Below are 24,889 nucleotides of genomic sequence, written 5' to 3'. Positions count from 1 at the left end.
CCTTACTTCTTCTTGTTAGCCATGGTCTTGCGTGGGCCCTTACGGGTACGAGCGTTAGTCTTAGAACGCTGACCTCTTACTGGAAGGCCTTTTCTGTGACGAACGCCACGGTAACAACCAATATCGATAAGTCTTTTAATATCATAAGCTATGTCACGGCGAAGGTCACCTTCAACACGACAATGATGCTCAATATATTCTCTGAGCTTTGATACATCTTCTTCTGTTAAATCTCTAACACGAGTGTCAGGATTTACACCTGTTGCAGCAATAATGTCGCCTGCAGTTTTACGGCCGATACCGTAGATATAAGTTAAACCGATTTCAACTCTTTTATCTCTTGGTAAGTCAACACCTGCTATACGAGCCATTCAGTTGCACCTCCATTAAAAATCAATAAATTAAATTAGTAGTTTGTGTTTTAATGTTTGTTAAGGTAATTAACCCTGACGCTGTTTGTGCTTAGGGTTTTCGCAAATAACTAAAATCTTACCTTTTCTTTTGATTACTTTGCACTTATCGCACATTTTCTTTACTGAAGGTCTGACTTTCATTAGTTAATCATTCCTTTCTAAAAAGTCGTATTGCCCCGGCTTATTTAGAACGCCAGGTAATTCTTCCTCTTGTCAGGTCATACGGTGACATTTCCACCGTTACCTTGTCGCCCGGCAAAATGCGGATAAAATTCATACGCAATTTACCTGAAATAACAGCTAAGATCACGTGACCGTTAGGCAGCTCAACCTTAAACTGTGCGTTAGGGAGAGCCTCCCTTACAATACCCTCGATTTCAATTACATCCTGTTTGGACATATCATAAACCTCCGTTAGTCGTTTTTTAAATCACTTAAAATTCGTTTTATCTGCGGATTGGTTTCTGCTGAACCTGTATAAACTACAGTTGTAGCCGCAAGATGGAGAAAATTTTTCTTTTTGGGATTTTCAAGCTTACGGGTTTTACCGTCTGCTATAAACGCAAAATGACCCTCTACCGAGAGTACTAAAAAAAATCTTCCTTTGTCACGCCCTGACTTTGCCATGACTATGCTACCCTTTTGTATGTTCATAAATCACCTTTAATCACAAAGAGTCATAATCTTAGGTCCGTCAGGAGTGATTGCTACTGTATGCTCAAAATGAGCAGCGAGCTTGCCGTCAACCGTAACGGTAGTCCACTCATCATCAAGAACACGCACTTCATAAGTGCCCTGATTTACCATAGGTTCAATAGCGATTGTCATACCCGGCAAGAGTCTTACTCCTCTGCCCGGTGTGCCGTAATTGGGGATACTTGGGTCTTCGTGTAATTTCGCACCTACGCCGTGGCCGACAAAATCTCGTACCACCGAGTAACTGCGAGCTTCGACATACTTCTGAACAGCGTTACCGATATCGCCTACACGATTTCCGGGAACAGCCATTTTAATTCCCTCAAAAAGGCCTTCTTTAGTAGCGTCAAGCAAACGCTGAGCTTCGTCGCTGATTTTACCGCAGGCAAAGGTATAGGCATTATCGCCGTGAAAGCCTTCGTAAAATGCACCGACATCAACGCTTACAATGTCGCCCTCTTTAAGAATCTGTTTTTTACTTGGTATGCCATGGATAACCACATTATTTACGGAAATGCAAGCACTTGCAGGAAAACCGCCATAACCGAGAAACGAGGGTGTAGCACCCTGTTTCTCGATATATTTGCGAACTATAGTATCAATTTCGTAAGTGGTGATACCGGGCTTTACAGCCTCACCTGCAACACGGAGTGCCTCCGCTGATATTCTGCATGCATCTTTCATTTTAGAAAGTTCCCGTGCTGTTTTTACAATAACCATACTTAAGCCTCGATTGCTTCTAAGATAAGCTTTGTAGTAGAAACTACATCATCTTTACCCTCAACATTGATGAGCTTGCCCTGCTTCTCGTAATAAGCTGCGAGAGGCTCAGTCTCTTTGTGATATACAGCAAGACGAGCAAGTACAGTATCTGGGTGGTCGTCCTTACGCTGAACAAGGGTGCCGTTACAATCGTCGCAAACGCCCTCAACCTTTGGTGGAAGGTTTGTGAGGTGGTAAGGTTTGCCACAATTTTCACATACACGGCGTCCGGACATACGCTTGATAATTCTTTCGTCAGCAACATCAATGTTGATAACATACTGAATTTCAACGCCCATCTTGTCCAGAGCCTCAGCCTGAGGAATAGTTCTTGGGAAACCGTCAAGGATAAAGCCCTTAGAGCAATCATCCTGTGAAAGTCTTTCCTTTACGATGCCGATAACAACCTCGTCAGGAACGAGCTTGCCTTCGTCCATAAAGGACTTAGCCTTTAAACCCATCTCAGTGCCGTTTTTCAGCGCTTCTCGAATCATATTTCCGGTTGAAATTGTGGGAATTCCAAAATGCTCACAAAGTACAGCAGCCTGTGTGCCTTTACCTGCACCCGGAGCACCTAACATAATAATGTTCATTTTATTATACTCCTTAATTCTCAATTTGTCAAGAAATTAGTCAAGAAAACCTTTATAATGTCTCATCATCATCTGTGACTCGAGCTGCTTAACTGTTTCAAGTGCAACACCTACGAGAATGATGATAGAAGTACCACCGATAGCCATTCTGCCCATACCTGTTACAGAACCGTAAATGCTTGGAACAAGAGCGATTACTGCAAGGAAGAGAGTACCGATAAGAGTGATTCTTGAAAGAATATTTCTTATGTAGTCGGCTGTTGGTGCACCCGGACGAATACCAGGAATTGTACCGTTATTAGACTTAAGGTTATTTGCCATTTCAATCGGATTGTACTGAATTGTAGTATAGAAATAACCGAACATTATAATTAAGATAAAGTACAATACATTGTAAAGCCAACCGCTTGTATCAAATGCATTGAAGAAAGCTCCCCAGAAACCGTCTTTAATCTTTAAGAAAAGGTTAAGTGTGCCTGGGATAGAAAGAATTGAACTTGCAAAGATGATTGGAAGTACGCCGCCAAGTGCAACCTTGATTGGAAGGTGGCTTGACTGACCGCCATACATCTTTCTGCCAACAACTCTCTTTGCATACTGGATAGGAATTCTTCTTTCGCTGTCCTGCATAAATGTGATAATCCATACAATAGCAACAAAGATGATAATCCAAAGAGGAACGAGGAAGTAGAACTGAGTTGAACCCTCGCCTGCAAGACTCCAGTAGTTACCGAGCATGCTTAATGTGTAAGGAAGCTGAGCAACGATACCTGCGAAAAGGAGGATTGAAATACCGTTTCCGATACCATTTGAGTTGATCTGCTCACCAAGCCACATCATAAGTGCTGTGCCGGCTGTGAATACAAGAATAATTACAATAGCAGAGAAAACAAGTGAGAAACCCTCTCTGTAAACAGTAACGCCTGATGCATGGAGATAGTACCAATAAGCACCGCCCTGAATAAGACCAAGACCAACTGTTACATAACGAGTGATTGTACCAATCTTTCTTCTGCCTGCCTCTCCCTCTTTTGCCATTCTCTCAAGAGGAGGAATCGCAACAGTAAGGAGCTGCATAATAATTGAGCTGTTGATGTACGGTGTAACGCCCATTGCAAAAAGTGTAGCATTTGCAAAAGCACCACCGGACAATGTATTAAGATATGCAAGCATTGTATTGCCCTCGCTCATACCGTTCATGGCAGTAGCGAGAGCACTCATATCCAGAAACGGAACAGGAATAACTGAACCGATTCTGAATACGATGATAATCATAAGTGTAAATAAAAGCTTCTTACGAAGGTCAGGTATTGACCAGGCATTTCTAATTGTTTTTAACAATTAAACCACCTCTGCCTTTCCGCCTGCCGCCTCAATGGCTGCTTTAGCAGATTCGGAGAAAGCAGATACCTTTACTGTAAGCTTTTTATCAATTTTACCGTTGCCGAGAACCTTTACAGCGTCAAAGCCGTTCTTAAGAACGCCTGCGTTTACAAGAGCCTCAGTGTCAACTGTAGCACCGTCTTCAAACTTTCTGTTTAAAGTGCTGAGGTTAACAGCTACAACATTCTTAGCGAAGATGTTGTTAAAGCCTCTCTTAGGAACTCTACGCTGAAGTGGCATCTGGCCGCCTTCAAAACCCGGACGAACGCCGCCGCCTGAACGAGCCTTCTGACCCTTGTGTCCCTTGCCGGCAGTTTTGCCCCAGCCTGAACCGTGACCTCTACCAATTCTCTTTGAGTCCTTCTTTGAGCCCTCAACTGGTGAAAGTTCATGTAACTTCATAAGTACGCACCTCCTTGCTTATGCTTCGATAACCTCTACGAGGTGAGAAATTTTTGCTACCTTACCTTTAGTCTGAGCGTTGTCTGGCTGAGTTGTTACATCGCCAATCTTCTTCAGACCTAAAGCCTGGGCGGTTGCAATCTGTGGTTTTGTACAGCCGATGAGGCTCTTTACTAACTTAATTGTCATAGTTTACAACCTCCCTGTTATACGATTTCCTTAACGGATTTACCACGGACAGCGGCAACTTCCTCAGCAGTTCTAAGAGCTGCAAGACCAGCAAGTGTTGCTCTTACAACATTGCATGGGTTGTTTGAACGAAGAGCCTTTGTTCTGATATCCTTAATACCTACTGCCTCGATAACGGCACGAACCGGGCCGCCTGCGATAACACCGGTACCAGGAGCTGCAGGCTTCATAAGAACTCTGCCTGCACCAAATTCACCAACGATTTCATGAGGGATTGTTGTACCTCTAAGTGAAACCTTCATAAGGTTTTTCTTTGCATCCTCAATGCCCTTACGGATAGCATCAGGAACCTCACCAGCCTTGCCGATACCAAAGCCTACTACGCCGTTGCCGTCGCCTACAACTACGAGAGCTGCAAACTTGAAAATACGACCGCCTTTAACCGTTTTTGATACACGGTTGATAGTAACTACTCTTTCTTTTAATTCGCCTGTTACTTCTACTGTTTTAGCCAAAGTTATTCCTCCTATCCTTAGAAATTGAGACCGCCCTCACGAGCGCCTTCGGCCAATTCCTTAACACGGCCGTGATAAATGTTACCGCCTCTGTCGAATACGACATCAACGATGTTCTTCTCAGCTGCACGCTGTGCAATAAGCTTGCCTACTGCCTTAGCTGCCTCTTTGTTTCCGCCATTGCCTTCAATGCTCTTGTCAAGGCTTGAAGCCTGAGCAAGTGTAACACCAGCTACGTCGTCAATAATCTGAGCGTAGATGTTGTTTGTGGAGCGGAATACACATAAACGTGGGCACTGAGCAGTACCGCTAACCTTGCTGCGGATTCTCTTATGACGCTTAATGCGTGCCTTTTTTGTTTCAGGTCTGCTTACCATTGTCATTCACTCCTTAATTATTTACCCTTACCTGCTTTACCTTCCTTGCGGCGGATAACTTCATAATCGTACTTAATACCCTTGCCCTTATATGGCTCCGGTGGACGCTTTTCTCTAACCTCGGCAGCAAACTGACCAACCTTTTGCTTGTCAATGCCTGTGATTATGATTTTGTTTGGATCAGGAACTTCAATCTTGATGTCGTCTGTATCCTCAACGATAACCTGGTGTGAATAACCAAGGTTCATAACGCACTTGTTACCCTGCTTCTGAACACGGTAACCAACGCCGTTTACCTCAAGAGTCTTCTTGTAGCCCTCAGTAACACCGATTACCATGTTGTGGATAAGTGTTCTTGTAAGGCCGTGAAGTGAACGGTTCTCTTTTGCGTCGTCAGGACGAGTAACCTCGATTACATCGCCCTTAACTTCTACTGTCATAGCAGGGTTGTACTTGAAATCAAGTGAACCCTTTGGTCCCTTTACAGTGATAACGCCGTCAGCAATTGAAGCTGTAACACCGGCGGGAATATTTATAGGTTTTCTTCCAATTCGAGACATTTATCGTACCTCCTTACCAAATGTAAGCAAGAACTTCGCCGCCAACATGTTCAGCACGAGCCTGACGGTCTGTCATAACGCCCTTTGATGTTGAAATGATAGCGATACCGAGGCCCTTCATAACCTTTGGCATATCTTCTACATTGCTGTAAATGCGTAAGCCAGGCTTAGATACACGGCGAAGACCTGTAATAACAGGAGTCTTGCCGTCAACGTATTTAAGAGTAACCTTAATAACGCCCTGCTTACCATCTTCTATTACTGTGAAATTCTTGATGTAACCCTCGTCAAGAAGAATCTGACAGATTGACTTCTTAAGGTTTGAAGAAGGAATTTCTACAGTATCGTGCTTAGCTGAGTTAGCGTTACGGATTCTTGTAAGTAAATCAGCAATTGTATCTGTAATCTGCATTAGATGTTACCTCCCTTGTCCTTACCAGCTTGCTTTCTTTACGCCCGGAATTTCGCCCTTGTAAGCGAGCTCACGGAAGCAAATACGGCAAATACCAAACTTACGGAGGTAGGCGTGTGGTCTACCACAGATGTTACATCTTGTGTATTCTCTTGTAGAGAACTTCTGCTCTCTCTGCTGCTTAACTTTCATTGAAGTCTTAGCCACAACAATCCCTCCTTACTTTGAAAACGGTGCACCCATGAGTGTTAAGAGCTCACGAGCTTCTTCGTCTGTAGTTGCAGTGGTAACGAAGCAAATGTCCATACCACGAACTTTGTCAACCTTATCATACTCAATTTCAGGGAAAATGAGCTGCTCTTTAAGACCCATGTTGTAGTTGCCTCTACCGTCGAAAGAGTTAGGGTTAATACCTCTGAAGTCTCTTACTCGTGGAAGTGCTACATTGAAAAGTCTGTCAAGGAACTCATACATTCTCTCGCCTCTAAGTGTTACCTTACAGCCGATTGGCATACCCTCTCTGAGCTTAAAGTTAGCAACTGACTTTCTAGCACGGCAAACAAGTGCCTTCTGACCTGTGATAATACCAAGGTCCTTAGAAATAGCGTCGATAACCTTTGAATTTTCTTTAGCCTCGCCTGCACCAACATTGATAACAATCTTGTCAAGCTTTGGAATCTGCATTGTGCTCTTATAGGAGAACTTGTTCATAAGAGCAGGTGCAACTTCTTTTGAATAGTATTCTTTAAGTCTTGCCATATCTTATATCCTCCTTAAAGTGCTTCGCCACATTTAGCACAAACACGGCCCTTAGAACCGTCTTCGTAAATCTTGTGAGCAACTCTTGTCTGCTTCTTGCAACGAGGGCAAACGATCTGAACCTTTGATGCGTACATAGCACCTTCAGCCTTAACGATGCCACCCTGCTCGCCCATCTTTCTAGGCTTAACATGCTTAGAAACCATGTTTACCTTCTCGACAATAACCTTGCCTTCTTTTGGGCTGACAGCAAGAACCTGACCCTGCTTGCCCTTATCCTTACCGCTGATAACGATAACGGTGTCGCCTGTTTTTACATGAACTTTACTCATATTGTGACACCTCCAATTAAAGTACTTCAGGAGCGAGTGATAAGATCTTCATATAATCCTTATCACGGAGCTCTCTTGCTACTGGTCCGAAGATACGAGTACCCTTAGGGTTCTTATCTTCCTTAATAATAACAGCTGCATTCTCGTCAAAACGGATATAAGTACCGTCCTCACGTCTTACGCCCTTTGCAGAACGAACTACGACAGCCTTAACAACGTCGCCTTTTTTAACAACACCGCCGGGTGCTGCTTTTTTAACTGAAGCAACGATTACATCGCCAATGTTGGCATATCTTCTTCTGGTACCGCCGAGTACACGAATGCACATAAGTTCTTTTGCACCTGTATTATCGGCAACCTTGAGAAGTGTCTGCTGTTGAATCACAGTGTATTCCTCCTTTTCTCAAAAGCCGCAACTTATTTTGCTTTCTCAATAATCTCGACGAGTCTCCATCTTTTATCCTTAGAAAGAGGACGGGTCTCCATAATCTTTACACGGTCGCCTACGCCGCACTCGTTGTTCTCATCGTGTGCCTTGAAGCGAACTGTACGCTTAACAATTTTGTTATAAAGCTTATGCTTTACGCTGTCTTCGACTGCAACAACAATAGTCTTGTCCATCTTGTCGCTTACAACCTTACCGACAACAACTTTTCTCATATTTCTCTCACTCACTGTTAAGTCCTCCTCTCTTAAGCCTCAGTACCGTTTAACTCACGCATACGAAGAATTGTAGAAACTCTTGCGATGTCTTTCTTAACGGCACCAATTCTGGATGAGTTTTCGAGCTGATTAACAGCAAGCTGGAAACGAAGGTTAAATAACTCTTCCTTGAGGTCTGCGAGCTTTAACTCGAGCTCTTCTACAGACATTTCTCTAATTTCTGATGCTTTCATTACTGCTCACCCTCCTCTTTCTTTACAAACTTGCACTTGATTGGAAGCTTATTTGCAGCAAGGCGAAGAGCCTCTCTTGCAGTAGCTTCATCTACACCGCCAAGCTCAAACATAACTCTGCCTGGCTTAACAACGGCTACCCAATACTCAGGTGAGCCTTTACCTGAACCCATTCGAGTTTCTGCAGGCTTTGCAGTAACTGGCTTGTCAGGGAAAATTTTGATCCAAACTTTACCGAATCTTTTGCAGTAACGAGTCATAGCAACACGGGCAGCCTCGATCTGGTTTGAAGTGATCCATGCAGGCTCTGTAGCCTGAAGACCGAACTCACCGTAAGTAACCTTGTTACCACGAAGAGCCTTACCTGTCATACGACCTCTGTGTACTCTTCTGTACTTAACTCTCTTTGGTAATAACATTACTTTCTGCCTCCTTCTCTGCGTGGCTTTCTTGACTTAACTTCGTTTAAAACCTCGCCTTTGTAGAGCCATACCTTAACGCCAACCTTACCATAAGTAGTGTTAGCCTCAGCAAAGCCATAGTCGATGTCAGCACGAAGTGTCTGAAGCGGAATAGTACCCTCGTGGTACTGCTCTGAACGAGCGATTTCAGCACCGCCAAGACGGCCTGAACACATAATCTTAATACCCTTCGCACCACGACGCATTGCGTTGCCGATTGACTGCTTCATAGCACGACGGAATGAAATTCTCTTTTCGAGCTGCTGAGCAACATTCTCAGCAACAAGCTGAGCGTCAAGCTCAGGAGCTTTAACTTCTACAATATTGATAGCAACCGGCTTCTTAAGCATAGCCTCGCACTGAGCCTTGAGTTTCTCAATCTCAGCACCGCCCTTGCCAATAACAAGGCCTGGCTTAGCACAGTGAATGCTGATCTTAACCTTTTTGCCGTCACGCTCAATTTCAATCTTTGCGATACCGAAGTTGTAGAGCTGAGCCTTGAGTGTTTTACGGAGGTTATAATCCTCAACGAGTGTTGCACCAAAGTTCTTCTTGTCTGCAAACCAACGGGAATCCCAATCTTTAATTACACCTACACGCAAACCGTGTGGATTAACTTTCTGACCCATATTTAAACCTCCCCTTAGTCTTCTTTTTCCTTGAGGACAAGGCTAATGTGAGATGTTCTCTTGTTAATTCTGAACGCTCTGCCCTGTGCTCTTGGACGAATTCTTTTAAGGATGGGGCCTGCTGTTGCGTTGCATTCAGCAACATACAGTCTTGATACATCCATATCGTGATTATTCTCAGCGTTAGCCATAGCTGAATGGAGCAACTTTAAAAGTGGCTCGCTAGCGGCCTTAGGAGTGTGCTTGAGAACAGCTTCCGCATATTTAGCGTCTTTACCTCTGATAAGGTCAAGAACAACGCCTACCTTGCGGGGTGAGATACGAACAAATTTTGCAATTGCTTTAGCTTCCATCTGCAATACTCTCCTTCCGCTTACTTAGATGTCTTAGATCCTGCGTGTCCCTTAAATGTTCTGGTAGGAGCAAACTCACCGAGCTTGTGACCAACCATATCTTCTGTAACATATACTGGAACATGCTTACGACCGTCGTGAACTGCGAATGTGTGACCAACGAACTCAGGGAAAATTGTTGAGCTTCTTGACCAAGTCTTAAGAATTCTCTTTTCGCCTTTTTCGTTCATCTCCTGAACCCTTTTAAGCAATACAGGCTGAACAAAAGGGCCCTTTTTAGTACTTCTACTCATAATTTAAGCTCCTTTCTCTGCCTTACTTACCGTTTCTTCTACGAACGATAAGCTTGTCGCTGCTCTTGTTGTTCTTACGAGTCTTGTAACCGAGTGCTGGCTTACCCCAAGGAGTAACAGGTCCTGGACGACCAACCGGAGATTTACCTTCACCACCACCGTGTGGATGGTCATTAGGGTTCATTACAGAACCACGAACTGTAGGTCTCCAACCCATGTTTCTCTTACGACCGGCTTTACCGATCTTTACATTCTCGTGATCAACGTTACCTACCTGGCCGATTGTAGCCATGCAGCTTTCCGGAACATTTCTGAGCTCGCCTGAAGGAAGTCTTAAAAGTGCAAGACCGTTTTCCTTAGCCATGAGCTGTGCCATATTACCTGCTGAACGAGCAAGCTGAGCACCTCTGCCTGGGTAAAGCTCAACATTATGAATGAATGTACCAACAGGAATAGCAGTAAGTGGTAATGCGTTACCCGGCTTAATATCTGCGTTCTCACCTGCTGTTACCTTGTCGCCTACCTTAAGTCCTTCTGGAGCAATAATGTAAGCCTTATCACCGTCAGTGTACTCAATAAGAGCGATGAATGCTGAACGGTTTGGATCATACTCAAGTGTCTTAACTGTGCCTTCTACATCAAATTTCTGACGCTTGAAGTCGATGATACGATACTTTCTACGGTTACCGCCGCCTCTGTGACGAACAGTGATTCTGCCGTAGCTGTTACGACCTGACTTTTTGTTTAAAGGAGCGAGTAAGCTCTTTTCAGGTGCAACCTTTGAAAGAACAGAATAATCTGTTACCGACATATTTCTTCTAGAGTTAATGGTCGGCTTAAATACTTTAATTGCCATTTGGTTTCACTCTCCTCATGATGGCTTTGCGGGAAAATGGCTCTTTCCCATACATTCTGCCTGAATGAATTTTCAGGCTTACATCATGCCTTCAAAAAATTCGATAGGCTTGCTGTTTTCCTTAAGTGTTACGATTGCTTTCTTCCAGCTCTTTGTGTAACCGCCGTTGTTTCTGCCCTGACGGCGGAATTTACCACGAACGCTTACTGTGTTAACCTTAGCAACCTCAACCTTGAAAAGCTCTTCGCAAGCTTTTGCGATTTCAATTTTATTAGCCGATTTAGCAACTTCAAAGGTATATACCTTGTTTACTACACCTGACATACTCTTCTCTGTAATAATCGGACGAATTACGATATCCTGAGCTATCATGCATATACCTCCTCAATCTTGCTTACAGCATCCTTAGCGATTACGAGTGTGCCTGCATTAAGAATATCGTAAACATTAAGTGTGTTTACCTGTGCAGTCTTAACACCCGGAATGTTAGATGCTGACTTAACGATCATGCTGTTATTCTCTGGAAGAACGATGAGAGCTTTCTTCTCTGCACCGATTGCCTGAAGCATAGCAGCGATCTTCTTTGTTTTGTACTCTGTCATTGCGATTGAATCAACAATGATGATTTCCTTATCCATAGCCTTAGCTGAGAAAGCTGACTTCATAGCAAGTCTTCTTACTTTCTTGTTTACAGTAAATCTGTAGCTTCTTGGCTTTGGAGCAAATACGATACCACCGTGTGTCCACTGTGGTGAACGAGTTGAACCCTGTCTTGCACGGCCTGTGCCCTTCTGTCTCCATGGCTTTCTGCCGCCACCTGAAACTTCAGCTCTTGTAAGAGCAGACTGTGTGCCGTGACGCTGGTTTGCAAGATAGTTTACAACCATCTGATGCATAACTGCTGCGTTTGGTTCAATACCGAATACGGACTCGCTAAGGTCGATAGAACCAACCTGCTTGCCTTCCATATCTACAACTGCAAAATTAGGCATTTATAATCCCCCTTCCTTAAGCCTTTACGGAATCTTTAATTACTACGATTCCCTTGTTTGGGCCTGGAACAGCACCCTTAATAGCGATAAGGTTGTTTTCAACATCAACCTTAACTACTGTGAGGTTCTGTACTGTTACCTGCTCAGCACCAAGATGACCGGCCATTCTCTTGCCTTTCCATACTCTTGATGGAGATGAACAAGCACCGATTGAGCCACCGTGACGAACACAAGGACCTGTACCATGAGTTTCCTTAAGGCGCTGGAAGTTCCAACGCTTAATAACGCCTGCTGTACCCTTACCTTTGCTCTTGCCGGTAACATCAATCTTGTCACCAGGGGTGAATACGTCTGCCTTTACGAGATCACCTACATTGTAAGCGTCTGTGTCAGCAAAACGGAATTCTTTAAGAGTTTTCTTTGGTGCTACACCGTTCTTGTCAAAGAAGCCCTTCATTGGCTTTGTAACCTTGTGTGGTTTCATATCGCCATAACCGAGCTGAACTGATGCGTAGCCGTCGTTTTCAACTGTTTTCTTAGCTGTAACCACACATGGGCCTGCTTCGATAACAGTAACGGGAACGAACACTCCCTTTTCATCGAAAATCTGTGTCATACCGATTTTCTTACCGATGATTGCTTTCTGCATAAAATGTATCCTCCTTGTTAGGTTATTGGTTGGTTTTCACCAACTTGACCCTGTCTGCTTGTAGGTTGGTACGGATTATAATTTAATCTCGATATCAACGCCGGCAGGGAGCTCTAAGCTCATAAGAGCTTCGACTGTCTTGTTTGACGGTCTTAAGATGTCGATAAGACGCTTGTGAGTTCTCATCTCAAACTGCTCACGGCTGTCCTTATACTTATGAACAGCACGAAGAATTGTAACAACCTGCTTCTCTGTTGGAAGTGGCACAGGACCAGAAACTCTTGCACCTGTACGCTTTGCTGTTGCAACGATTCTCTCAGCTGACTGATCAACGAGCTGATGATCGTAACCCTTTAATCTTATTCTAATCTTTTCTTTGACTGCCATTATCGTCGCCTCCTTAAAAATTTTGCCGAGCCGTTTTGCCGACTCTTCGTTAGTTGGCGGGCGTTCGCTTTAGAACTTTTTTTAATAACACAGCCGGGTGTTTCACCACCCTGCATTAAAAAACCCGTTTAACTATTCAGTTAACCGGGACGTTCTGAAAGCTTTTTGAGCATAGCTATAGACACAGCAACCCCTATGCCAAAGTATGTTCAGTGTTTCATTGTAAATCGCCCGGTTTAAAATCGGACATACTCCACGGAAAAACCGACTTATTTCAGTCGCAACCTCCCGCTTCATCGCATATCTATATTGCAGTCACGCAAGCATTATTATACAATATGTTCCCCTGTTTTGCAAGCTTTTAGCAAATATAGTGTTATAGAAGTTTTTAAAAAAATAAAATAATTTTTTGTGCAATTTGACATTATTGTCAAATCAACCCTAAACATATATAATTATAGCATATAGAGTTTTGGAGTTGATTATTTGTGAAACATATTTATTACGGTGACGGCAAGGGTAAAACCACCGCCGCTATAGGTCTTGCAGTAAGAGCAGCAGGCAGTAAGATGAAAGTACTGTTTGTGCAGTTTTTAAAAACTGAATTTTCAGGTGAAAGGCATATTTTAAGCCATACCGAGAATGTAACCCTTACATTCTGTCCGCTTGAGCTTAAATTCACATTTGAAATGGACGATAAAGAAAAAGCACAGGCAGCCAAGATATTCAAAGGTATTTTTGACAGTGCGGTAACAACCGCTCTCACAGAAAAATACGATATGGTAGTGCTTGATGAGGTGTTTGAGGCAATAAACGCTCATATGCTCTCCGAAAGCGAGGTTTATGAATTTATTACCAATGCACCGTCAAGTATGGAAATTGTAATGACAGGACATAACCCACCGCAGAAATTTATGGATTGTGCGGATTACATTACCGAATTTAAAAAGATAAAGCACCCATATGACAGGGGCATCACAGGAAGAATAGGCATTGAATTTTAAAGGACAGCTACGGCTGTTCTTTTCCTTTATAAGTTCTTTTTCAATAGTTGGGGTAATTATGTTTTTTATTACGAGAAGATAGTTTTCAAAATAATATTCTTATTGTTCCCGACAATAGCTTAGTAACGGTCGGGAATTAAAGGCTTTGAATTTTTCCTATGTTTTCTGCTCGAACAAAAAAGTTTGGTCAACCTTTTTTCAAAGGTTGTGGGGGTGGGCAAAGCCCACAAATACTTTCGATTTACGGAAAATTCTGATAGCCAAACAGCTTGCTGTTTGGCGGATTGAGCACAACGGCGAAAGCCTTATAATTGCGATAGCACCAAAAAAATCATTATTCTTTATTAATAAACAATTTCAATAATCACTACTTTTCTTGGGCGTTGCCCAAACCCACGAGCCTTTAAAAAGGCTCGACCTAAATTTTATTATTGTTAAAATTTTTGCGTTAGCAAACAATAAACTTTCAATGTTGCCCATACATTTTAAGCAGAATCTCTTTATATAATATAATGTAACATTTTACACACTCAATCATACTATATACCAAGGGACAAGTAAAGTCCCGAAAAGCAAAGAAACTTTAAATATCCGAAAGCCAATAGCGAGGAATATTAAAGCAATCGCTTGTAAGCCAAGACCACAGCGGAATAATCATAAAGGTGCTTTTTGCCATATAAAAATACTCAGTCGGGCTTTGTTCAGAACAGTTATATTAACTGTCACTTCTTCCCCTGATACAAAGATTTTCACAAGCAGCATACACTCCTCCTGCTGAGCCTTATATCAGCCTTTCACCGGTACAATTTTTCTTTACAATTACCGCACTTTAAAAGATTATTGTTCTGTCATACGAGAGTTTACAAGTAATCATACAGATATATAAAGTAAAAGTGGTGACATTCACGAGATGTCACCACTGATTTTATCCGCCGAAAACCGCATTTACCACAGTTTCAAAAATAAGCACTACATAAGTAATTATAGTTATCGGTGCAGAAAAATACACTCCAAGCTTTTTGCCTGTTGACATATTATATCTGCCCTTATTTAAAGGAAAACGGCAACGGTGTTTTACAAGCTCCATAATAGTAAGAACTATGGCGGCAATAATTACACCGAACACAAACATATTTGTTAAGCCCAAAGTTCCGATTTGAATAAAATGCTGAGAAATATACTCTGCGTCACCATCTGCAACCAAATCGGTATTTAGTCCGTAAGAAAAAAGCTGTTGAACCGCTGCTACACTGTTAATAATGAAATGCACAATCATTGACGGAATCACCGAGCGTGTCTTTGCATACAAAGCACAGGCAATCATTCCCATACCGGTGGCATAAACTGTCTGCACACAGTTGGTGTGCCAAAGTCCGAAAGCAAGTCCCGACACAAAAATTGCAAACCATTGTCCCATTGGCTCATTGTTTCTGTAAATACTTCCCCTAAATAACAATTCCTCAAAAAACGGTGCAAACAGCGAAAGAGAAACTATTGTTGCCAACACACCAAACGGTGAACTGCCAAAGGTAATATCCGTTGTGTTCAGGTCAATCCCGAAATTACTCAGTATTTCACTTATAATTGATGATGAAAATGCAATCAGATATGTTAATCCTACCGCAATTATAATGTACTTAAACACCCAGCCAATCGGTTTGGCAGGTTTTACAAAACAGGTTTTGAGCGAAAGCCCCACCCTTTTGCCACGCAATTCCGAGAAAATCAACAGAATAAGCGGCATTACAATAAGGTAAATAACACAATACGCAACAAGCGACTGAAAGCCTTTGTCATCGGCAAGACTTGTACCCTTCAGTAAGGAAAATATAAAATACACAAAGTACGAGCTTATCTGCGACAAAATTACAAAGCACAAAAGCGGCAGTGAGCTGTAATTTGACAGCGTGCGTATCTCTCGATTAATAAGTTTGTTGTTCATTTGGTTATCCTTTCAATTAAATTCATTCTAATGTTTCTTTAAATATGCTTTTTAAGATGTCTGTCGGAATTTCCTGTTTTAAAAATATCTGCAGCATTCCCTTTGGCGTGATTTTATAGCCTGCAAGTTTGTCTTTGTGTGATACTACCGCTTTTGCCTCAATATTTATGTGGTCTTTGAAGGGTATAAGCCTTACAAACGCTTCTCCTACATAATAGCTTGGCAGTTTTGCCCACAGCGTTTCTTATGCTTTGCAATCCACGCTGTCAAAAATCAATTCTCTGATACTTGCGAACATCTCCTTAACAGACAACGGATATTTTTCTAAGTATTTCTTTACATCTTCGTCCATCACAATTCACCACGCATTTATTTATTTTCCAGATTTCTTGTCGATTTTCGCCCTAAGGTGTCATTTACATGCAAAACCACAAAAATCATATCTTCACTATAACATTCATTAATACTTTTATTTAAAAGGAAACATCCCTAATATGCAATCAAATTAACTGAAACTGCGTCCATTTTTGCGACTTATATCGCCAAACCAAAATCACGCCACGGAACACAAGGTCTATGCTCATTCCTATGGCAACGCCGATAACACCCCAGCCAAGCCATAAACCGAACAAAGCCGAAAACAGAAGTCGTGCAACAATAGTAAGCGTGATTGAAACTATCATAGTAAACTTTACATCACCGGCGGCTCTGAGTCCGTTTCCGAGAGAGCCTGCAAAAGGATAAGCCAGTCCATTAAATATATTGTTTATAAGTACAAGCCATATTACCAGATCTTTTGCCTCCGGCGAAATTGCCGAATAACGAACAATCAGCGGTGTAATAGCAAAAATCAGAGCATTCCACAAAACAGAAAGTACAAATGTAATCTTATTCAATTTCTTAAAATAAAAGTTGGCTGCATCTATATCTCTTGCACCCATACATTGTCCTATTACAGTTGTATATACAGGTGCCATTGCAAGTCCCATAATTGCCGCAAGTGACCATATACTCTGAGCTACACCGTTTGCCGCAATCTGATATGTGCCAAACAAGGCAACCATACTTGAAAGTGCAACTTTTACAAGCTGATGAACACCATTCTCAACACCGTTTGGCAAGGCAATACCCACAATCTTTTTTAGAAGTTTTCCATCCCAACAAAAAATATCTGATATTTTATAGCGTACAGCATTTTTAGCACTAAAGCAGAACACCGTAACCGCTGCAGCAGACAAAATTCGAGAAATAAGTGACGGATATGCCACACCGGCAACTCCGAGGTGCAAACAGAATACACCAACACAATTACCTACAACATTTATGATGTTTGACAAAACCGAAATATACATAGTTACATTGGTTTTTCCTATACTTCTGCACAAAGCTGCTCCGGCGTCATAAATTGCAAGTGCAGGCAACGAAAAAGTTGTAAGCAAAAGATATGTTTCACAAGCCTGCATTACATCATCTTCTATGTTGCCAAATAAAAGACGGAGAATTGCCGTGCGGAACAGAACAATAAAAATTGTCATCGCTACAGAAATAACAGTTGAAATCATCAACAGCTGACTTGAAGAACGAGAAGCCGCATTTTTATTATCGCATCCAATATACTGGCTGATTATTACCGCACCACCTGATGATAGAGCGGTAAACAAGAAAATCAAAACCGTATTAAACGATGTAACCAAGGAAACACCCGAAACATCTGCCTCGCTTGAAAAGCTGACTACAAATGTATCCGCAATACCCACGAACATCAAAAGGAATTGTTCGATAAACAGCGGAATAATCATATTTCGTAAATCTTTATTGGAAAACATAAATAATTGCCTCGATTCAATGTAAAGTCAATTTTAAACAAGCCTCCCTCAAAAGAGGAAGGCCTATGCTTAAAATTATTTTTTCTTTGCTAAAATACACAACCAATGTTTCTCGTTATTATAATGACTTTCTATATCAGAAAAGCCTGATTTTTCCAAAGCGTCACGAATTTGCTTTTCATTATAAATGTTCATACCGTCAACCACTTTAGTCCATTTTTCATCTTTCTCATTTTTACCGTCACATTCATTGCATATCATAAATATTCCGTTAGTTTTTATAACACGATTTACTTCCTTAAAGCATATGTTTAAACCAGGCCAAAAATAAATTGTTTCAAAGGCAGATACACAATCAAAAGAAGAATCAGGAAAAGGCATTTCTGCAACATTCCCCTGCAGTACCTTGCATCTTTTTTGTTTAATTGCGGTTTCGTTTACTTTTTTCGCCTCATCAACACTTACTTGAGAATAATCAAGACCTGTTACATAACTGTTTTTGCTTTTTTCAAGCCATTCAGCTATGTTTGCTCCTCCGCCACAGCCGGCATCCAAAATGTTCAGATTATCTTTTACGGAAAGATTTGAAAATCCCCAGCTTGCCAACTGACGATGTCCATTATTCATAAATTTAACCATTAATTTTCCACCAAATCCATTTGGCTTACAAGTATTCTGAAAAAAGCTCATACTAATAACTTCCTCTCATATTTCGTTTAATATGTCATTGTTTTCAATCCCCGATACAAATTCATATTTTATTTACCGAAACATAATTTCAATTATTAAAATTATCGCCTTAATGTTTAAATTTATTTCTTTGTTCTTTTTACTGCTCCGAGCTTTTCACTTCTGAAATCAACCAAAAGTCCCAATACTATAGCACCTGCAATCAGGATACCAAACTCAGGAAGCATATAAAGGCCGTTGTATGTGAGAGAATACAGCCAAACAGGCATATCCTCCGCAAAGCCTGCCCATACAGTAATACCGCTTAAAAAGTGACAGGAGAATCTTAATACGCTTGCAAGCAATGCTCCGAGTGCAAGACCCACAGCCTGATTTTTAATTCCTCTGAACACTCCGCCAAGTCCGATTACACCAAAGGCAATAAGATAGTCAAAAAAAAGAATCATCAGCGTTGCCTGCCAAGAGGTAGCATATGCAAAGTTAGACATACCGAAAAGCATCTGGATAAGTCCGTAAACAATGCCTGTAAGGCAGCCCACCAAAGGCTTGTAACGATAGCCGATAATCAATATTGGCAACATACTGCAAATTGTAATGCTTCCGCCATATGGAAATTCAATTTTAATAAGGCTCAGCACCGTTGCGATTGCAACCATAACCGCACACTCGCACAGCATAAGCACATTTTTATTTATACCGCTTTTATTTGTTCCACTTTTCTTCATTCGTTCTCATTTTCTTTCTATATAATGTATAACTTATTTCGCAATTTTAAGTGAAATGTCAAATGCCTTTACAGAGTGAGTAAGAGCACCCATTGAAATGATGTCAACACCGGTTTCCGCAATCTCTCTGAGTGTTTCATCTGTAATACCGCCGCTTGCCTCAATCAAAGCCTTGCCGTTTGTAATCTCAACAGCCTCTTTCATAAGGCCAGGACTCATATTGTCAAGCATAATTACATCTACATCAGCCTCAAGAGCCTGTCTTAACTCATCAAGATTTCTTACCTCAAGCTCAATCTTTGTCATATGACCGAGCTTTGTTTTAAGCTTTGCAACAGCATTTGCAATGCCGCCGCCTGCGTCAATGTGGTTATCCTTTAGCATAGCAGCGTCTGAAAGGTTGTAGCGGTGATTTCTTCCGCCGCCGACTGTAACAGCGTATTTCTGCAATGCACGAAGTCCCGGAAGAGTTTTTCTTGTATCGGCAATAGATGCGTTTGTGCCCTTAACAATTTCAACTGCGTTGTGAGTTGCTGTGGCAATACCGCTCATATGCTGAATAAGATTCAATGCAGTACGCTCGCCTTTAAGAATTGTACGGGTTTTACCGTGAATTTCTGCGATAATATCGCCTTTTTTAAGCTCATCGCCGTCTTTCTTATAAACCTTAGCCTCAAAGCCTATCGGCTGTAAAATCTCAAAAACTCTAAGTGCAATTTCAATACCGCAAAGCACACCGTCACTCTTTGCAAGGAATTTTGCACTATCCTCCTGCTCCTCGTCAATTAAATAATCTGTTGTGGTATCAAGGTAGTTAATATCCTCAAGCAACGCTGTTTTTATAATGTTGTCTGCATAAATACTGTTGATTAGCATTATTTAATGCCCTCCTTAAATTCTTCAAGAATGATGCTTGCAACGATCGCAATACTTCTTGCCTCTACATAGTCAGGTGTAATTGCAAAATCGTCTGACACAAGGTCAGAGAGAATCTGCTCTACCTTGCTATAGCTTTCCTCTGACTTTTCAGGCTTTGGAAGTACAAAATATGTATCCTGTAAAATTTCTCTTATCTGTGAACGATAGCCGTGTGGCAATGCCTTGCCCTCAATCGACCTCTGAAGTGGCTGTCTGCCAAGTGGCTTGCGTTCCTTTCTGAGCCTTTCGGTAATTACATTTGCCGCTGTTCTTGAGAACACAAGAGCCTCAAGCAAAGAGTTGCTTGCAAGGCGGTTTGCACCATGCACACCTGTGTGTGAACATTCACCCGCCGCAAAAAGTCCCTCAATCGAGGTTTCAGAATTGGTGTCAACATCAATACCGCCCATAAGGTAATGCTGGCAAGGGAATACAGGAATTTTATCTACGGTAATGTCCACGCCCTCTTCAAGACAGCGTTCGTAAATCATCGGGAATCTGTTCTTTACAAATTCAGCCGGCTTGTGTGTAATATCGAGGTAGAACTTTTCGCTGTGTGTCTTAATTGACTCTCTTATAACCGCATTAGACACTACATCTCGTGGAGCAAGCTCGCCCCTGCTGTCATAGTCTGATGCAAATCTTCTGCCCTCGCAGTTGAGAAGTACAGCACCCTCACCACGAACAGCCTCACTAATCAAGAATCTTTCTCTGTCCTTTTCAGCCGCAAAAGCGGTCGGGTGGAACTGAACTCGTGAAAGGTGCTTGATTTTTGCACCCATCATATATGCAAAGGCAATGCCGTCACCTGTAGCAATAGCCGAATTTGTGGTGTATTTATAAACTCTGCCGATACCGCCTGTAGCAAGTAAGCAGAAGTTACAGCCGTAGGTTTTGCTTTCGCCGTCTTTAACAACGCTTACATAAAAGCCGTTAAGCACCTTGTCAATCGCATAAACAAGGCAGTTGTCAAGAATTGTAATGTTCTTACGTGTCTTAACCACTTCAATAAGTGCGTCAACAATAGCCTTGCCTGTTGAGTCCTTGTGATGTACAATTCTGTGTCTGCTGTGACCTGCCTCAAGAGTTTTGCACATTGTGCCGTCCTCGTTTAAGTCAAAGTCAACGCCCATTTCCTTGATGTTGAGTACATCTGACGGGCCTTCTGTAACAAGCTTTTCAACTGCGTCAAGAGTATTTTTGTATTTACCGGCAATAAGTGTATCGGTAATGTGAAGCTTGTAGCTGTCGTGAACAGTATCAAGCACAGCCGCCACACCACCCTGTGCCAACGAGGAATTGGAAAGTGTAAGCTCCTTTTTAGAAACGAGCAAAGCGTTAATATCCTCAGGCAGATTGAGTGCCGCATAAAGTCCGGCGGCACCTGTACCGACAATTATTACATCAAATTTTTTGTCCATTTGTAAAACCCCGATTATATAAATTTAATTTGCAAATAATTATAGTAAAAATGTTGTTTACAAATTTATACCAATATATTATACTACTTATTAAAGGAATAGTAAATAATATGTAAACAAAATCTTTTATTTTCTGACAAAAACGGTGAAACTATGGAAATGATCAGTAACGAAGAAAAAATCACACAGGCTGTGCTTGTCAGCGTTGACACAGGCGATTATGACGCAGAGGCTTCCCTTGCCGAACTCAAAGAACTTGTTAAAAGTGCGGGAGCAGAGCCTTTATTTACAGTCACACAGAATTTAAAGCGACCGGAAACCGGCACATATGTAGGCACAGGCAAGCTGCAGGAAATTGCAGACATCTGTAAGCAGCAGGAAATTGACCTGCTTGTGTTTGACTGCGAGCTTTCCCCTACTCAGATACGAAACATAGAGGCAGAAACCGACACACGCACCATTGACCGCACCATGCTTATTCTTGATATATTCGCACTCAGAGCAAGGTCAAAGGAGGGCAAACTGCAGGTAGAACTTGCACAGCTAAAGTACCTTATGCCCCGTCTTACAGGTAAGGGTGTGGCAATGTCACGACTTGGCGGTGGTATCGGCACACGAGGTCCGGGTGAAACAAAGCTTGAAACCGACCGCCGTCACATCAGCAGAAGAATGGAAACCCTCAAGGCAGAGCTTGCCGATGTGGAACAGCACCGATCAATGCTGAGAAAACGCAGAGAAAAGGACGGAGTAATCACCTGTGCAATAGTCGGCTACACAAACGCAGGCAAGTCAACACTTATGAACTACCTAACAGATGCCGGTGTGCTTGCTCAGGATAAGCTTTTTGCAACCCTTGACCCTACATCAAGAGCACTTAAACTTCCAAGCGGTGTTACCGTTATGATGATTGATACAGTAGGACTTGTACGCAGACTTCCGCACCACCTTGTTGAAGCATTCCGCTCAACGCTTGAGGAGGCGGCATTGTCCGACATTATTCTGAATGTATGCGATGCGTCAAGCGATGAATCAAGAGTGCATATGCAGGTTACTACCGACCTTTTAAACTCACTCGGCTGTGGCGACACCCCGATTATTACCGTACTCAACAAATGCGACCTTCTGGAGGAGGAAAGTTTTCCACAAGAGATAGGTTCATATGTTAAAATAAGTGCCAAAAACGGCACCGGTATTGACGAGCTTTTAAAAGCCATTGACGATAACCTGCCTGTAAGGGTAAAGAAGGTTTCCCTGCTTATTCCGTTTGCAGATGCAGGACTTGTGGCAGAAATCCGCAAGAATGCCACTCTTTTAAGTGAAGATTATGTTGCCGAGGGAATTAAGGTTGAGGCAATTCTTGACGAAAAATTGTATTATAAAGCAGAAAAATATCTTGTTGACTAATAATTATTGAAAATCTTATTGCCGTTTGCTATAATATGTATATAAGCAAACGGCATATAACTTTACGGAGGAAATATGTCTATATTTGAAATGATAACCCCATGGGACGCATCTGTCCTTGAGGCAATACAAGGCATAAAATGCGAGTTCCTTGATACCTTTATGGCATTAATGAGCTTTCTTGGTGACAAAGGTTTAATTTGGATTGCAATCGGACTTACACTTTGCTTTTTCAAAAAGACAAGGGCAACGGGAGTTATGGTGCTGTGTGCAATGGTGTTGGGACTGTTGCTCGGCGAATTTGGCATAAAGAATATAATCTGCCGACCTCGTCCTTTTGTAACCTACCCCGAACTTATTGTAAATGGGCCGATGCCGTCCGGATACAGCTTTCCGTCAGGTCACACAACCTCGTCATTTGCCGCTGCAACGGTAATTTTTATCCGCAGCAAAAAGCTTGCAATCCCTGCCAGTTTACTGGCATTTCTGATTGCTTTTTCAAGGCTTTACAACTGTGCCCACTACCCTACAGATGTAATCTGCGGTGCTGTGCTCGGTATTGTACTTGCAATAATTACCTGTCTGATATTTAAAAAGCTTGGCTGGGATAACCGCCTTGGCAAAAATATTATTCGTAAAAAGGGTGATGTTAAATGACTACACACAGATATTTAGGCAAAACCTCAAAGGATTATTTTGTAATAAAGGGCATTAATGTATTTAACGAAAGATGGTGCGGTACCGGCAACTGCGTTACGGTTACTTCTCCGCTTGACAAAAAGAACTATGTTTTCTCAGAATACACAAGTGACGGCGTAAAATTTATTGCAGGTAAAGACTCTCACGGATACTGGCTGTTTTTTGCAGCATAATTGATTTTAAACCGAAAGGAAATAATACATAATGAATGAAAAAATGCTCATAAAAAATCTTTATGACCTCGACAAAACAATCGCAAAACCACTTCTTGAAACACTCGACTATCCTTGGGAGGCACTTCCGAAAATCAAAGATTTTATAATCGAGCTTGGCAAAACTCTTGACCCGGAGATTTACGAACAGCGTGGCGAAAATGTATGGGTTGCAAAGAGTGCAACCATCTATCCGTCTGCTCACCTTGGCGGTCCGCTCATCATCTGCGAGGACGCAGAGGTAAGACATTGTGCATTCATCAGAGGTTGTGCAATCGTTGGCAAGGGTGCGGTAGTCGGAAATTCAACAGAGCTTAAAAACTCTATTCTCTTTGACGGCGTACAGGTTCCTCACTACAACTACATTGGCGACAGCATTTTAGGCTACAAGTCACACACAGGTGCAGGCACAATTACCTCTAACCTCAAGAGTGACAAATCACTTGTTACCGTAAACTGCGACAATGAAAAGGTAGAAACCGGTGTTAAAAAGTTTGGTGCAATGCTCGGCGACCATGTTGAGGTTGGCTGTAACAGCGTACTTAATCCGGGTTCGGTAATCGGCAGAAACACAAACATCTATCCGCTTTCATTTGTAAGAGGTTATGTAGAAGCAAACAGCATTTACAAGCGTCTTGGTGAAATCGCAGATAAAATCTGATAATGAGCTAATCTAAGCAGTCGCAAGTCGGCTGCTTATTTTATATCTTCAGGTTCTTAATCAAACATTGGGGTAAATTATGGTTTAGCGGAAAGCTTCGTATAATTAACATAAAATTTAGGTCGAGCCTTTTTAAAGGCTCGTGGGTTTGGGCAACGCCCAAGAAAAGTTGTTTTTATTGCAAATTTTCAGGCACAAACAGCAACGCTGTTTGTGCGCTAAAGCAAGGTTTGACAAAACAGGCGACAGCATTTTAATAAGAAATAATTAATTTTTTCATTATATAATGAATGGTTTTTCTTGTTGCTATCGCAATTAAAAGACTCACGCTGTTGCGTTCAAGCCTCCAAACAGCTTGCTGTTTGGCTATCGTAACTTTGCGTTATCTAAAGTATTGTGGGGTTTTCCCACACCCACAACCATTGAAAAACGTTTACCAAAATTTTATTTTATAGCAGAAATCATATGCAATATCAAA

The 24,889-nt window shown here is 41.9% G+C and carries 39 protein-coding genes; 5 read left to right on the top strand and 34 right to left on the bottom strand.

What is annotated here, in order from left to right; genetic code table 11:
- Positions 1–2: 2 nt before the first annotated feature.
- The 28 genes from rpsM to rpsJ form a co-directional block, all read right to left on the bottom strand.
- The gene (gene rpsM / locus ACJMMI_RS04805) at positions 3–371 is read right to left on the bottom strand and encodes a 30S ribosomal protein S13 (RefSeq protein WP_022234124.1); all 369 of its coding nucleotides are present in this window, start codon (positions 369–371) and stop codon (positions 3–5) included.
- Between the two features lie 69 nt (positions 372–440).
- Positions 441–554 (bottom strand): 50S ribosomal protein L36, encoded by a 114-nt coding sequence (rpmJ, locus tag ACJMMI_RS04800; RefSeq protein ID WP_015523208.1) that lies wholly within the window; start codon positions 552–554, stop codon positions 441–443.
- A gap of 40 nt (positions 555–594) precedes the next feature.
- Positions 595–813, bottom strand: coding sequence for a translation initiation factor IF-1 (gene infA / locus ACJMMI_RS04795; protein WP_022234123.1), 219 nt, complete (start codon positions 811–813; stop codon positions 595–597).
- Between the two features lie 14 nt (positions 814–827).
- Positions 828–1,067 (bottom strand): KOW domain-containing RNA-binding protein, encoded by a 240-nt coding sequence (locus tag ACJMMI_RS04790; protein WP_405354021.1) that lies wholly within the window; start codon positions 1,065–1,067, stop codon positions 828–830.
- A gap of 9 nt (positions 1,068–1,076) precedes the next feature.
- Positions 1,077–1,829: a type I methionyl aminopeptidase gene (gene map, locus ACJMMI_RS04785; protein WP_405354020.1), complete on the bottom strand. Its 753-nt coding sequence runs from the start codon at positions 1,827–1,829 to the stop codon at positions 1,077–1,079.
- Positions 1,830–1,831: 2 nt separating this feature from the next.
- Complete coding sequence (locus ACJMMI_RS04780) at positions 1,832–2,464, bottom strand: adenylate kinase (protein WP_117705185.1); 633 nt, start codon at positions 2,462–2,464, stop codon at positions 1,832–1,834.
- Positions 2,465–2,500: 36 nt separating this feature from the next.
- On the bottom strand, positions 2,501–3,805 hold the full coding sequence (gene secY / locus ACJMMI_RS04775; RefSeq protein ID WP_405354018.1) for a preprotein translocase subunit SecY: 1,305 nt from the start codon (positions 3,803–3,805) through the stop codon (positions 2,501–2,503).
- Positions 3,806–4,249, bottom strand: a complete 444-nt coding sequence (gene rplO, locus ACJMMI_RS04770) for a 50S ribosomal protein L15 (RefSeq protein WP_405354016.1) — start codon at positions 4,247–4,249, stop codon at positions 3,806–3,808.
- 18 nt (positions 4,250–4,267) lie between these two features.
- On the bottom strand, positions 4,268–4,438 hold the full coding sequence (gene rpmD, locus ACJMMI_RS04765; protein WP_022234117.1) for a 50S ribosomal protein L30: 171 nt from the start codon (positions 4,436–4,438) through the stop codon (positions 4,268–4,270).
- Between the two features lie 17 nt (positions 4,439–4,455).
- Positions 4,456–4,953 (bottom strand): 30S ribosomal protein S5, encoded by a 498-nt coding sequence (gene rpsE / locus ACJMMI_RS04760; protein ID WP_022234116.1) that lies wholly within the window; start codon positions 4,951–4,953, stop codon positions 4,456–4,458.
- A gap of 17 nt (positions 4,954–4,970) precedes the next feature.
- On the bottom strand, positions 4,971–5,330 hold the full coding sequence (gene rplR / locus ACJMMI_RS04755; RefSeq protein WP_405354014.1) for a 50S ribosomal protein L18: 360 nt from the start codon (positions 5,328–5,330) through the stop codon (positions 4,971–4,973).
- A 17-nt stretch (positions 5,331–5,347) separates the two neighbouring features.
- Entirely contained in the window at positions 5,348–5,890 is a 543-nt protein-coding gene (gene rplF / locus ACJMMI_RS04750) for a 50S ribosomal protein L6 (RefSeq protein ID WP_405354012.1), read from the bottom strand.
- A gap of 13 nt (positions 5,891–5,903) precedes the next feature.
- Complete coding sequence (rpsH, locus tag ACJMMI_RS04745) at positions 5,904–6,302, bottom strand: 30S ribosomal protein S8 (protein ID WP_117705190.1); 399 nt, start codon at positions 6,300–6,302, stop codon at positions 5,904–5,906.
- A 21-nt stretch (positions 6,303–6,323) separates the two neighbouring features.
- Complete coding sequence (locus ACJMMI_RS04740) at positions 6,324–6,509, bottom strand: type Z 30S ribosomal protein S14 (RefSeq protein ID WP_022234112.1); 186 nt, start codon at positions 6,507–6,509, stop codon at positions 6,324–6,326.
- A 12-nt stretch (positions 6,510–6,521) separates the two neighbouring features.
- A complete protein-coding gene (gene rplE, locus ACJMMI_RS04735; RefSeq protein ID WP_405354009.1) occupies positions 6,522–7,061 on the bottom strand; it encodes a 50S ribosomal protein L5 in 540 nt (179 codons plus the stop codon).
- Between the two features lie 14 nt (positions 7,062–7,075).
- Complete coding sequence (rplX, locus tag ACJMMI_RS04730; RefSeq protein ID WP_022234110.1) at positions 7,076–7,393, bottom strand: 50S ribosomal protein L24; 318 nt, start codon at positions 7,391–7,393, stop codon at positions 7,076–7,078.
- Positions 7,394–7,409: 16 nt separating this feature from the next.
- Positions 7,410–7,778, bottom strand: coding sequence for a 50S ribosomal protein L14 (rplN, locus tag ACJMMI_RS04725; protein ID WP_022234109.1), 369 nt, complete (start codon positions 7,776–7,778; stop codon positions 7,410–7,412).
- A 32-nt stretch (positions 7,779–7,810) separates the two neighbouring features.
- Complete coding sequence (rpsQ, locus tag ACJMMI_RS04720; protein WP_405354006.1) at positions 7,811–8,068, bottom strand: 30S ribosomal protein S17; 258 nt, start codon at positions 8,066–8,068, stop codon at positions 7,811–7,813.
- Between the two features lie 17 nt (positions 8,069–8,085).
- Entirely contained in the window at positions 8,086–8,289 is a 204-nt protein-coding gene (rpmC, locus tag ACJMMI_RS04715) for a 50S ribosomal protein L29 (protein WP_405354004.1), read from the bottom strand.
- A complete protein-coding gene (gene rplP, locus ACJMMI_RS04710) occupies positions 8,289–8,708 on the bottom strand; it encodes a 50S ribosomal protein L16 (RefSeq protein ID WP_117705192.1) in 420 nt (139 codons plus the stop codon). Before rplP ends, rpmC begins: the two co-directional genes overlap by 1 nt.
- Complete coding sequence (rpsC, locus tag ACJMMI_RS04705; RefSeq protein WP_405354002.1) at positions 8,708–9,379, bottom strand: 30S ribosomal protein S3; 672 nt, start codon at positions 9,377–9,379, stop codon at positions 8,708–8,710. The genes rplP and rpsC overlap by 1 nt, the downstream gene beginning before the upstream one ends.
- A 14-nt stretch (positions 9,380–9,393) precedes the next feature.
- Positions 9,394–9,732: a 50S ribosomal protein L22 gene (gene rplV, locus ACJMMI_RS04700; protein WP_117705194.1), complete on the bottom strand. Its 339-nt coding sequence runs from the start codon at positions 9,730–9,732 to the stop codon at positions 9,394–9,396.
- 20 nt (positions 9,733–9,752) lie between these two features.
- The gene (gene rpsS, locus ACJMMI_RS04695) at positions 9,753–10,025 is read right to left on the bottom strand and encodes a 30S ribosomal protein S19 (protein ID WP_022234104.1); all 273 of its coding nucleotides are present in this window, start codon (positions 10,023–10,025) and stop codon (positions 9,753–9,755) included.
- Positions 10,026–10,047: 22 nt separating this feature from the next.
- On the bottom strand, positions 10,048–10,881 hold the full coding sequence (gene rplB / locus ACJMMI_RS04690) for a 50S ribosomal protein L2 (protein WP_117705195.1): 834 nt from the start codon (positions 10,879–10,881) through the stop codon (positions 10,048–10,050).
- A 78-nt stretch (positions 10,882–10,959) separates the two neighbouring features.
- Complete coding sequence (gene rplW / locus ACJMMI_RS04685; protein ID WP_405353999.1) at positions 10,960–11,253, bottom strand: 50S ribosomal protein L23; 294 nt, start codon at positions 11,251–11,253, stop codon at positions 10,960–10,962.
- Positions 11,250–11,873 carry a 50S ribosomal protein L4 gene (rplD, locus tag ACJMMI_RS04680; protein WP_405353997.1) on the bottom strand — a complete coding sequence of 208 codons (624 nt, stop codon included), beginning with the start codon at positions 11,871–11,873 and terminating at the stop codon, positions 11,250–11,252. The genes rplW and rplD overlap by 4 nt, the downstream gene beginning before the upstream one ends.
- A 16-nt stretch (positions 11,874–11,889) precedes the next feature.
- On the bottom strand, positions 11,890–12,522 hold the full coding sequence (gene rplC, locus ACJMMI_RS04675; protein WP_405353995.1) for a 50S ribosomal protein L3: 633 nt from the start codon (positions 12,520–12,522) through the stop codon (positions 11,890–11,892).
- Between the two features lie 75 nt (positions 12,523–12,597).
- Positions 12,598–12,909 (bottom strand): 30S ribosomal protein S10, encoded by a 312-nt coding sequence (rpsJ, locus tag ACJMMI_RS04670; RefSeq protein WP_022234099.1) that lies wholly within the window; start codon positions 12,907–12,909, stop codon positions 12,598–12,600.
- A gap of 488 nt (positions 12,910–13,397) precedes the next feature.
- On the opposite strand from rpsJ, the gene ACJMMI_RS04665 reads away from it, so the two are divergent.
- Positions 13,398–13,913, top strand: coding sequence for a cob(I)yrinic acid a,c-diamide adenosyltransferase (locus ACJMMI_RS04665; protein ID WP_370767656.1), 516 nt, complete (start codon positions 13,398–13,400; stop codon positions 13,911–13,913).
- A 925-nt stretch (positions 13,914–14,838) separates the two neighbouring features.
- On the opposite strand, the gene ACJMMI_RS04660 is transcribed toward ACJMMI_RS04665, so the two are convergent.
- The 6 genes from ACJMMI_RS04660 to ACJMMI_RS04635 all read right to left on the bottom strand — a co-directional run bounded on the left by ACJMMI_RS04660 (position 14,839) and on the right by ACJMMI_RS04635 (position 21,435).
- Positions 14,839–15,855 carry a CPBP family intramembrane glutamic endopeptidase gene (locus ACJMMI_RS04660; protein WP_405353992.1) on the bottom strand — a complete coding sequence of 339 codons (1,017 nt, stop codon included), beginning with the start codon at positions 15,853–15,855 and terminating at the stop codon, positions 14,839–14,841.
- Between the two features lie 500 nt (positions 15,856–16,355).
- Positions 16,356–17,681 carry an MATE family efflux transporter gene (locus ACJMMI_RS04655; RefSeq protein ID WP_405353990.1) on the bottom strand — a complete coding sequence of 442 codons (1,326 nt, stop codon included), beginning with the start codon at positions 17,679–17,681 and terminating at the stop codon, positions 16,356–16,358.
- 75 nt (positions 17,682–17,756) lie between these two features.
- Complete coding sequence (locus tag ACJMMI_RS04650) at positions 17,757–18,371, bottom strand: class I SAM-dependent methyltransferase (RefSeq protein ID WP_405353988.1); 615 nt, start codon at positions 18,369–18,371, stop codon at positions 17,757–17,759.
- Positions 18,372–18,493: 122 nt separating this feature from the next.
- The gene (gene thiT / locus ACJMMI_RS04645; protein ID WP_405353986.1) at positions 18,494–19,096 is read right to left on the bottom strand and encodes an energy-coupled thiamine transporter ThiT; all 603 of its coding nucleotides are present in this window, start codon (positions 19,094–19,096) and stop codon (positions 18,494–18,496) included.
- Between the two features lie 33 nt (positions 19,097–19,129).
- A complete protein-coding gene (gene nadC, locus ACJMMI_RS04640) occupies positions 19,130–19,972 on the bottom strand; it encodes a carboxylating nicotinate-nucleotide diphosphorylase (protein ID WP_405353984.1) in 843 nt (280 codons plus the stop codon).
- Entirely contained in the window at positions 19,972–21,435 is a 1,464-nt protein-coding gene (locus ACJMMI_RS04635) for an L-aspartate oxidase (protein ID WP_405353982.1), read from the bottom strand. The genes nadC and ACJMMI_RS04635 overlap by 1 nt, the downstream gene beginning before the upstream one ends.
- 153 nt (positions 21,436–21,588) lie before the next feature.
- On the opposite strand from ACJMMI_RS04635, the gene hflX reads away from it, so the two are divergent.
- The 4 genes from hflX to ACJMMI_RS04615 all read left to right on the top strand — a co-directional run bounded on the left by hflX (position 21,589) and on the right by ACJMMI_RS04615 (position 24,411).
- Positions 21,589–22,839, top strand: coding sequence for a GTPase HflX (hflX, locus tag ACJMMI_RS04630; protein WP_405353980.1), 1,251 nt, complete (start codon positions 21,589–21,591; stop codon positions 22,837–22,839).
- A 75-nt stretch (positions 22,840–22,914) separates the two neighbouring features.
- Positions 22,915–23,496, top strand: coding sequence for a phosphatase PAP2 family protein (locus ACJMMI_RS04625; RefSeq protein ID WP_405353978.1), 582 nt, complete (start codon positions 22,915–22,917; stop codon positions 23,494–23,496).
- The gene (locus ACJMMI_RS04620; protein ID WP_405353977.1) at positions 23,493–23,711 is read left to right on the top strand and encodes a hypothetical protein; all 219 of its coding nucleotides are present in this window, start codon (positions 23,493–23,495) and stop codon (positions 23,709–23,711) included. Before ACJMMI_RS04625 ends, ACJMMI_RS04620 begins: the two co-directional genes overlap by 4 nt.
- Positions 23,712–23,742: 31 nt before the next feature.
- Positions 23,743–24,411 carry a UDP-N-acetylglucosamine pyrophosphorylase gene (locus tag ACJMMI_RS04615; protein WP_405353975.1) on the top strand — a complete coding sequence of 223 codons (669 nt, stop codon included), beginning with the start codon at positions 23,743–23,745 and terminating at the stop codon, positions 24,409–24,411.
- Positions 24,412–24,889: the final 478 nt, after the last annotated feature.

It is taken from the genome of Ruminococcus sp. (assembly GCF_045129435.1).
Lineage (GTDB): Bacteria > Bacillota > Clostridia > Oscillospirales > Acutalibacteraceae > Ruminococcoides.
The sequence above is the reverse complement of the archived record's forward strand: the minus strand, read 5'-3'. Positions and strand labels throughout refer to the sequence as shown.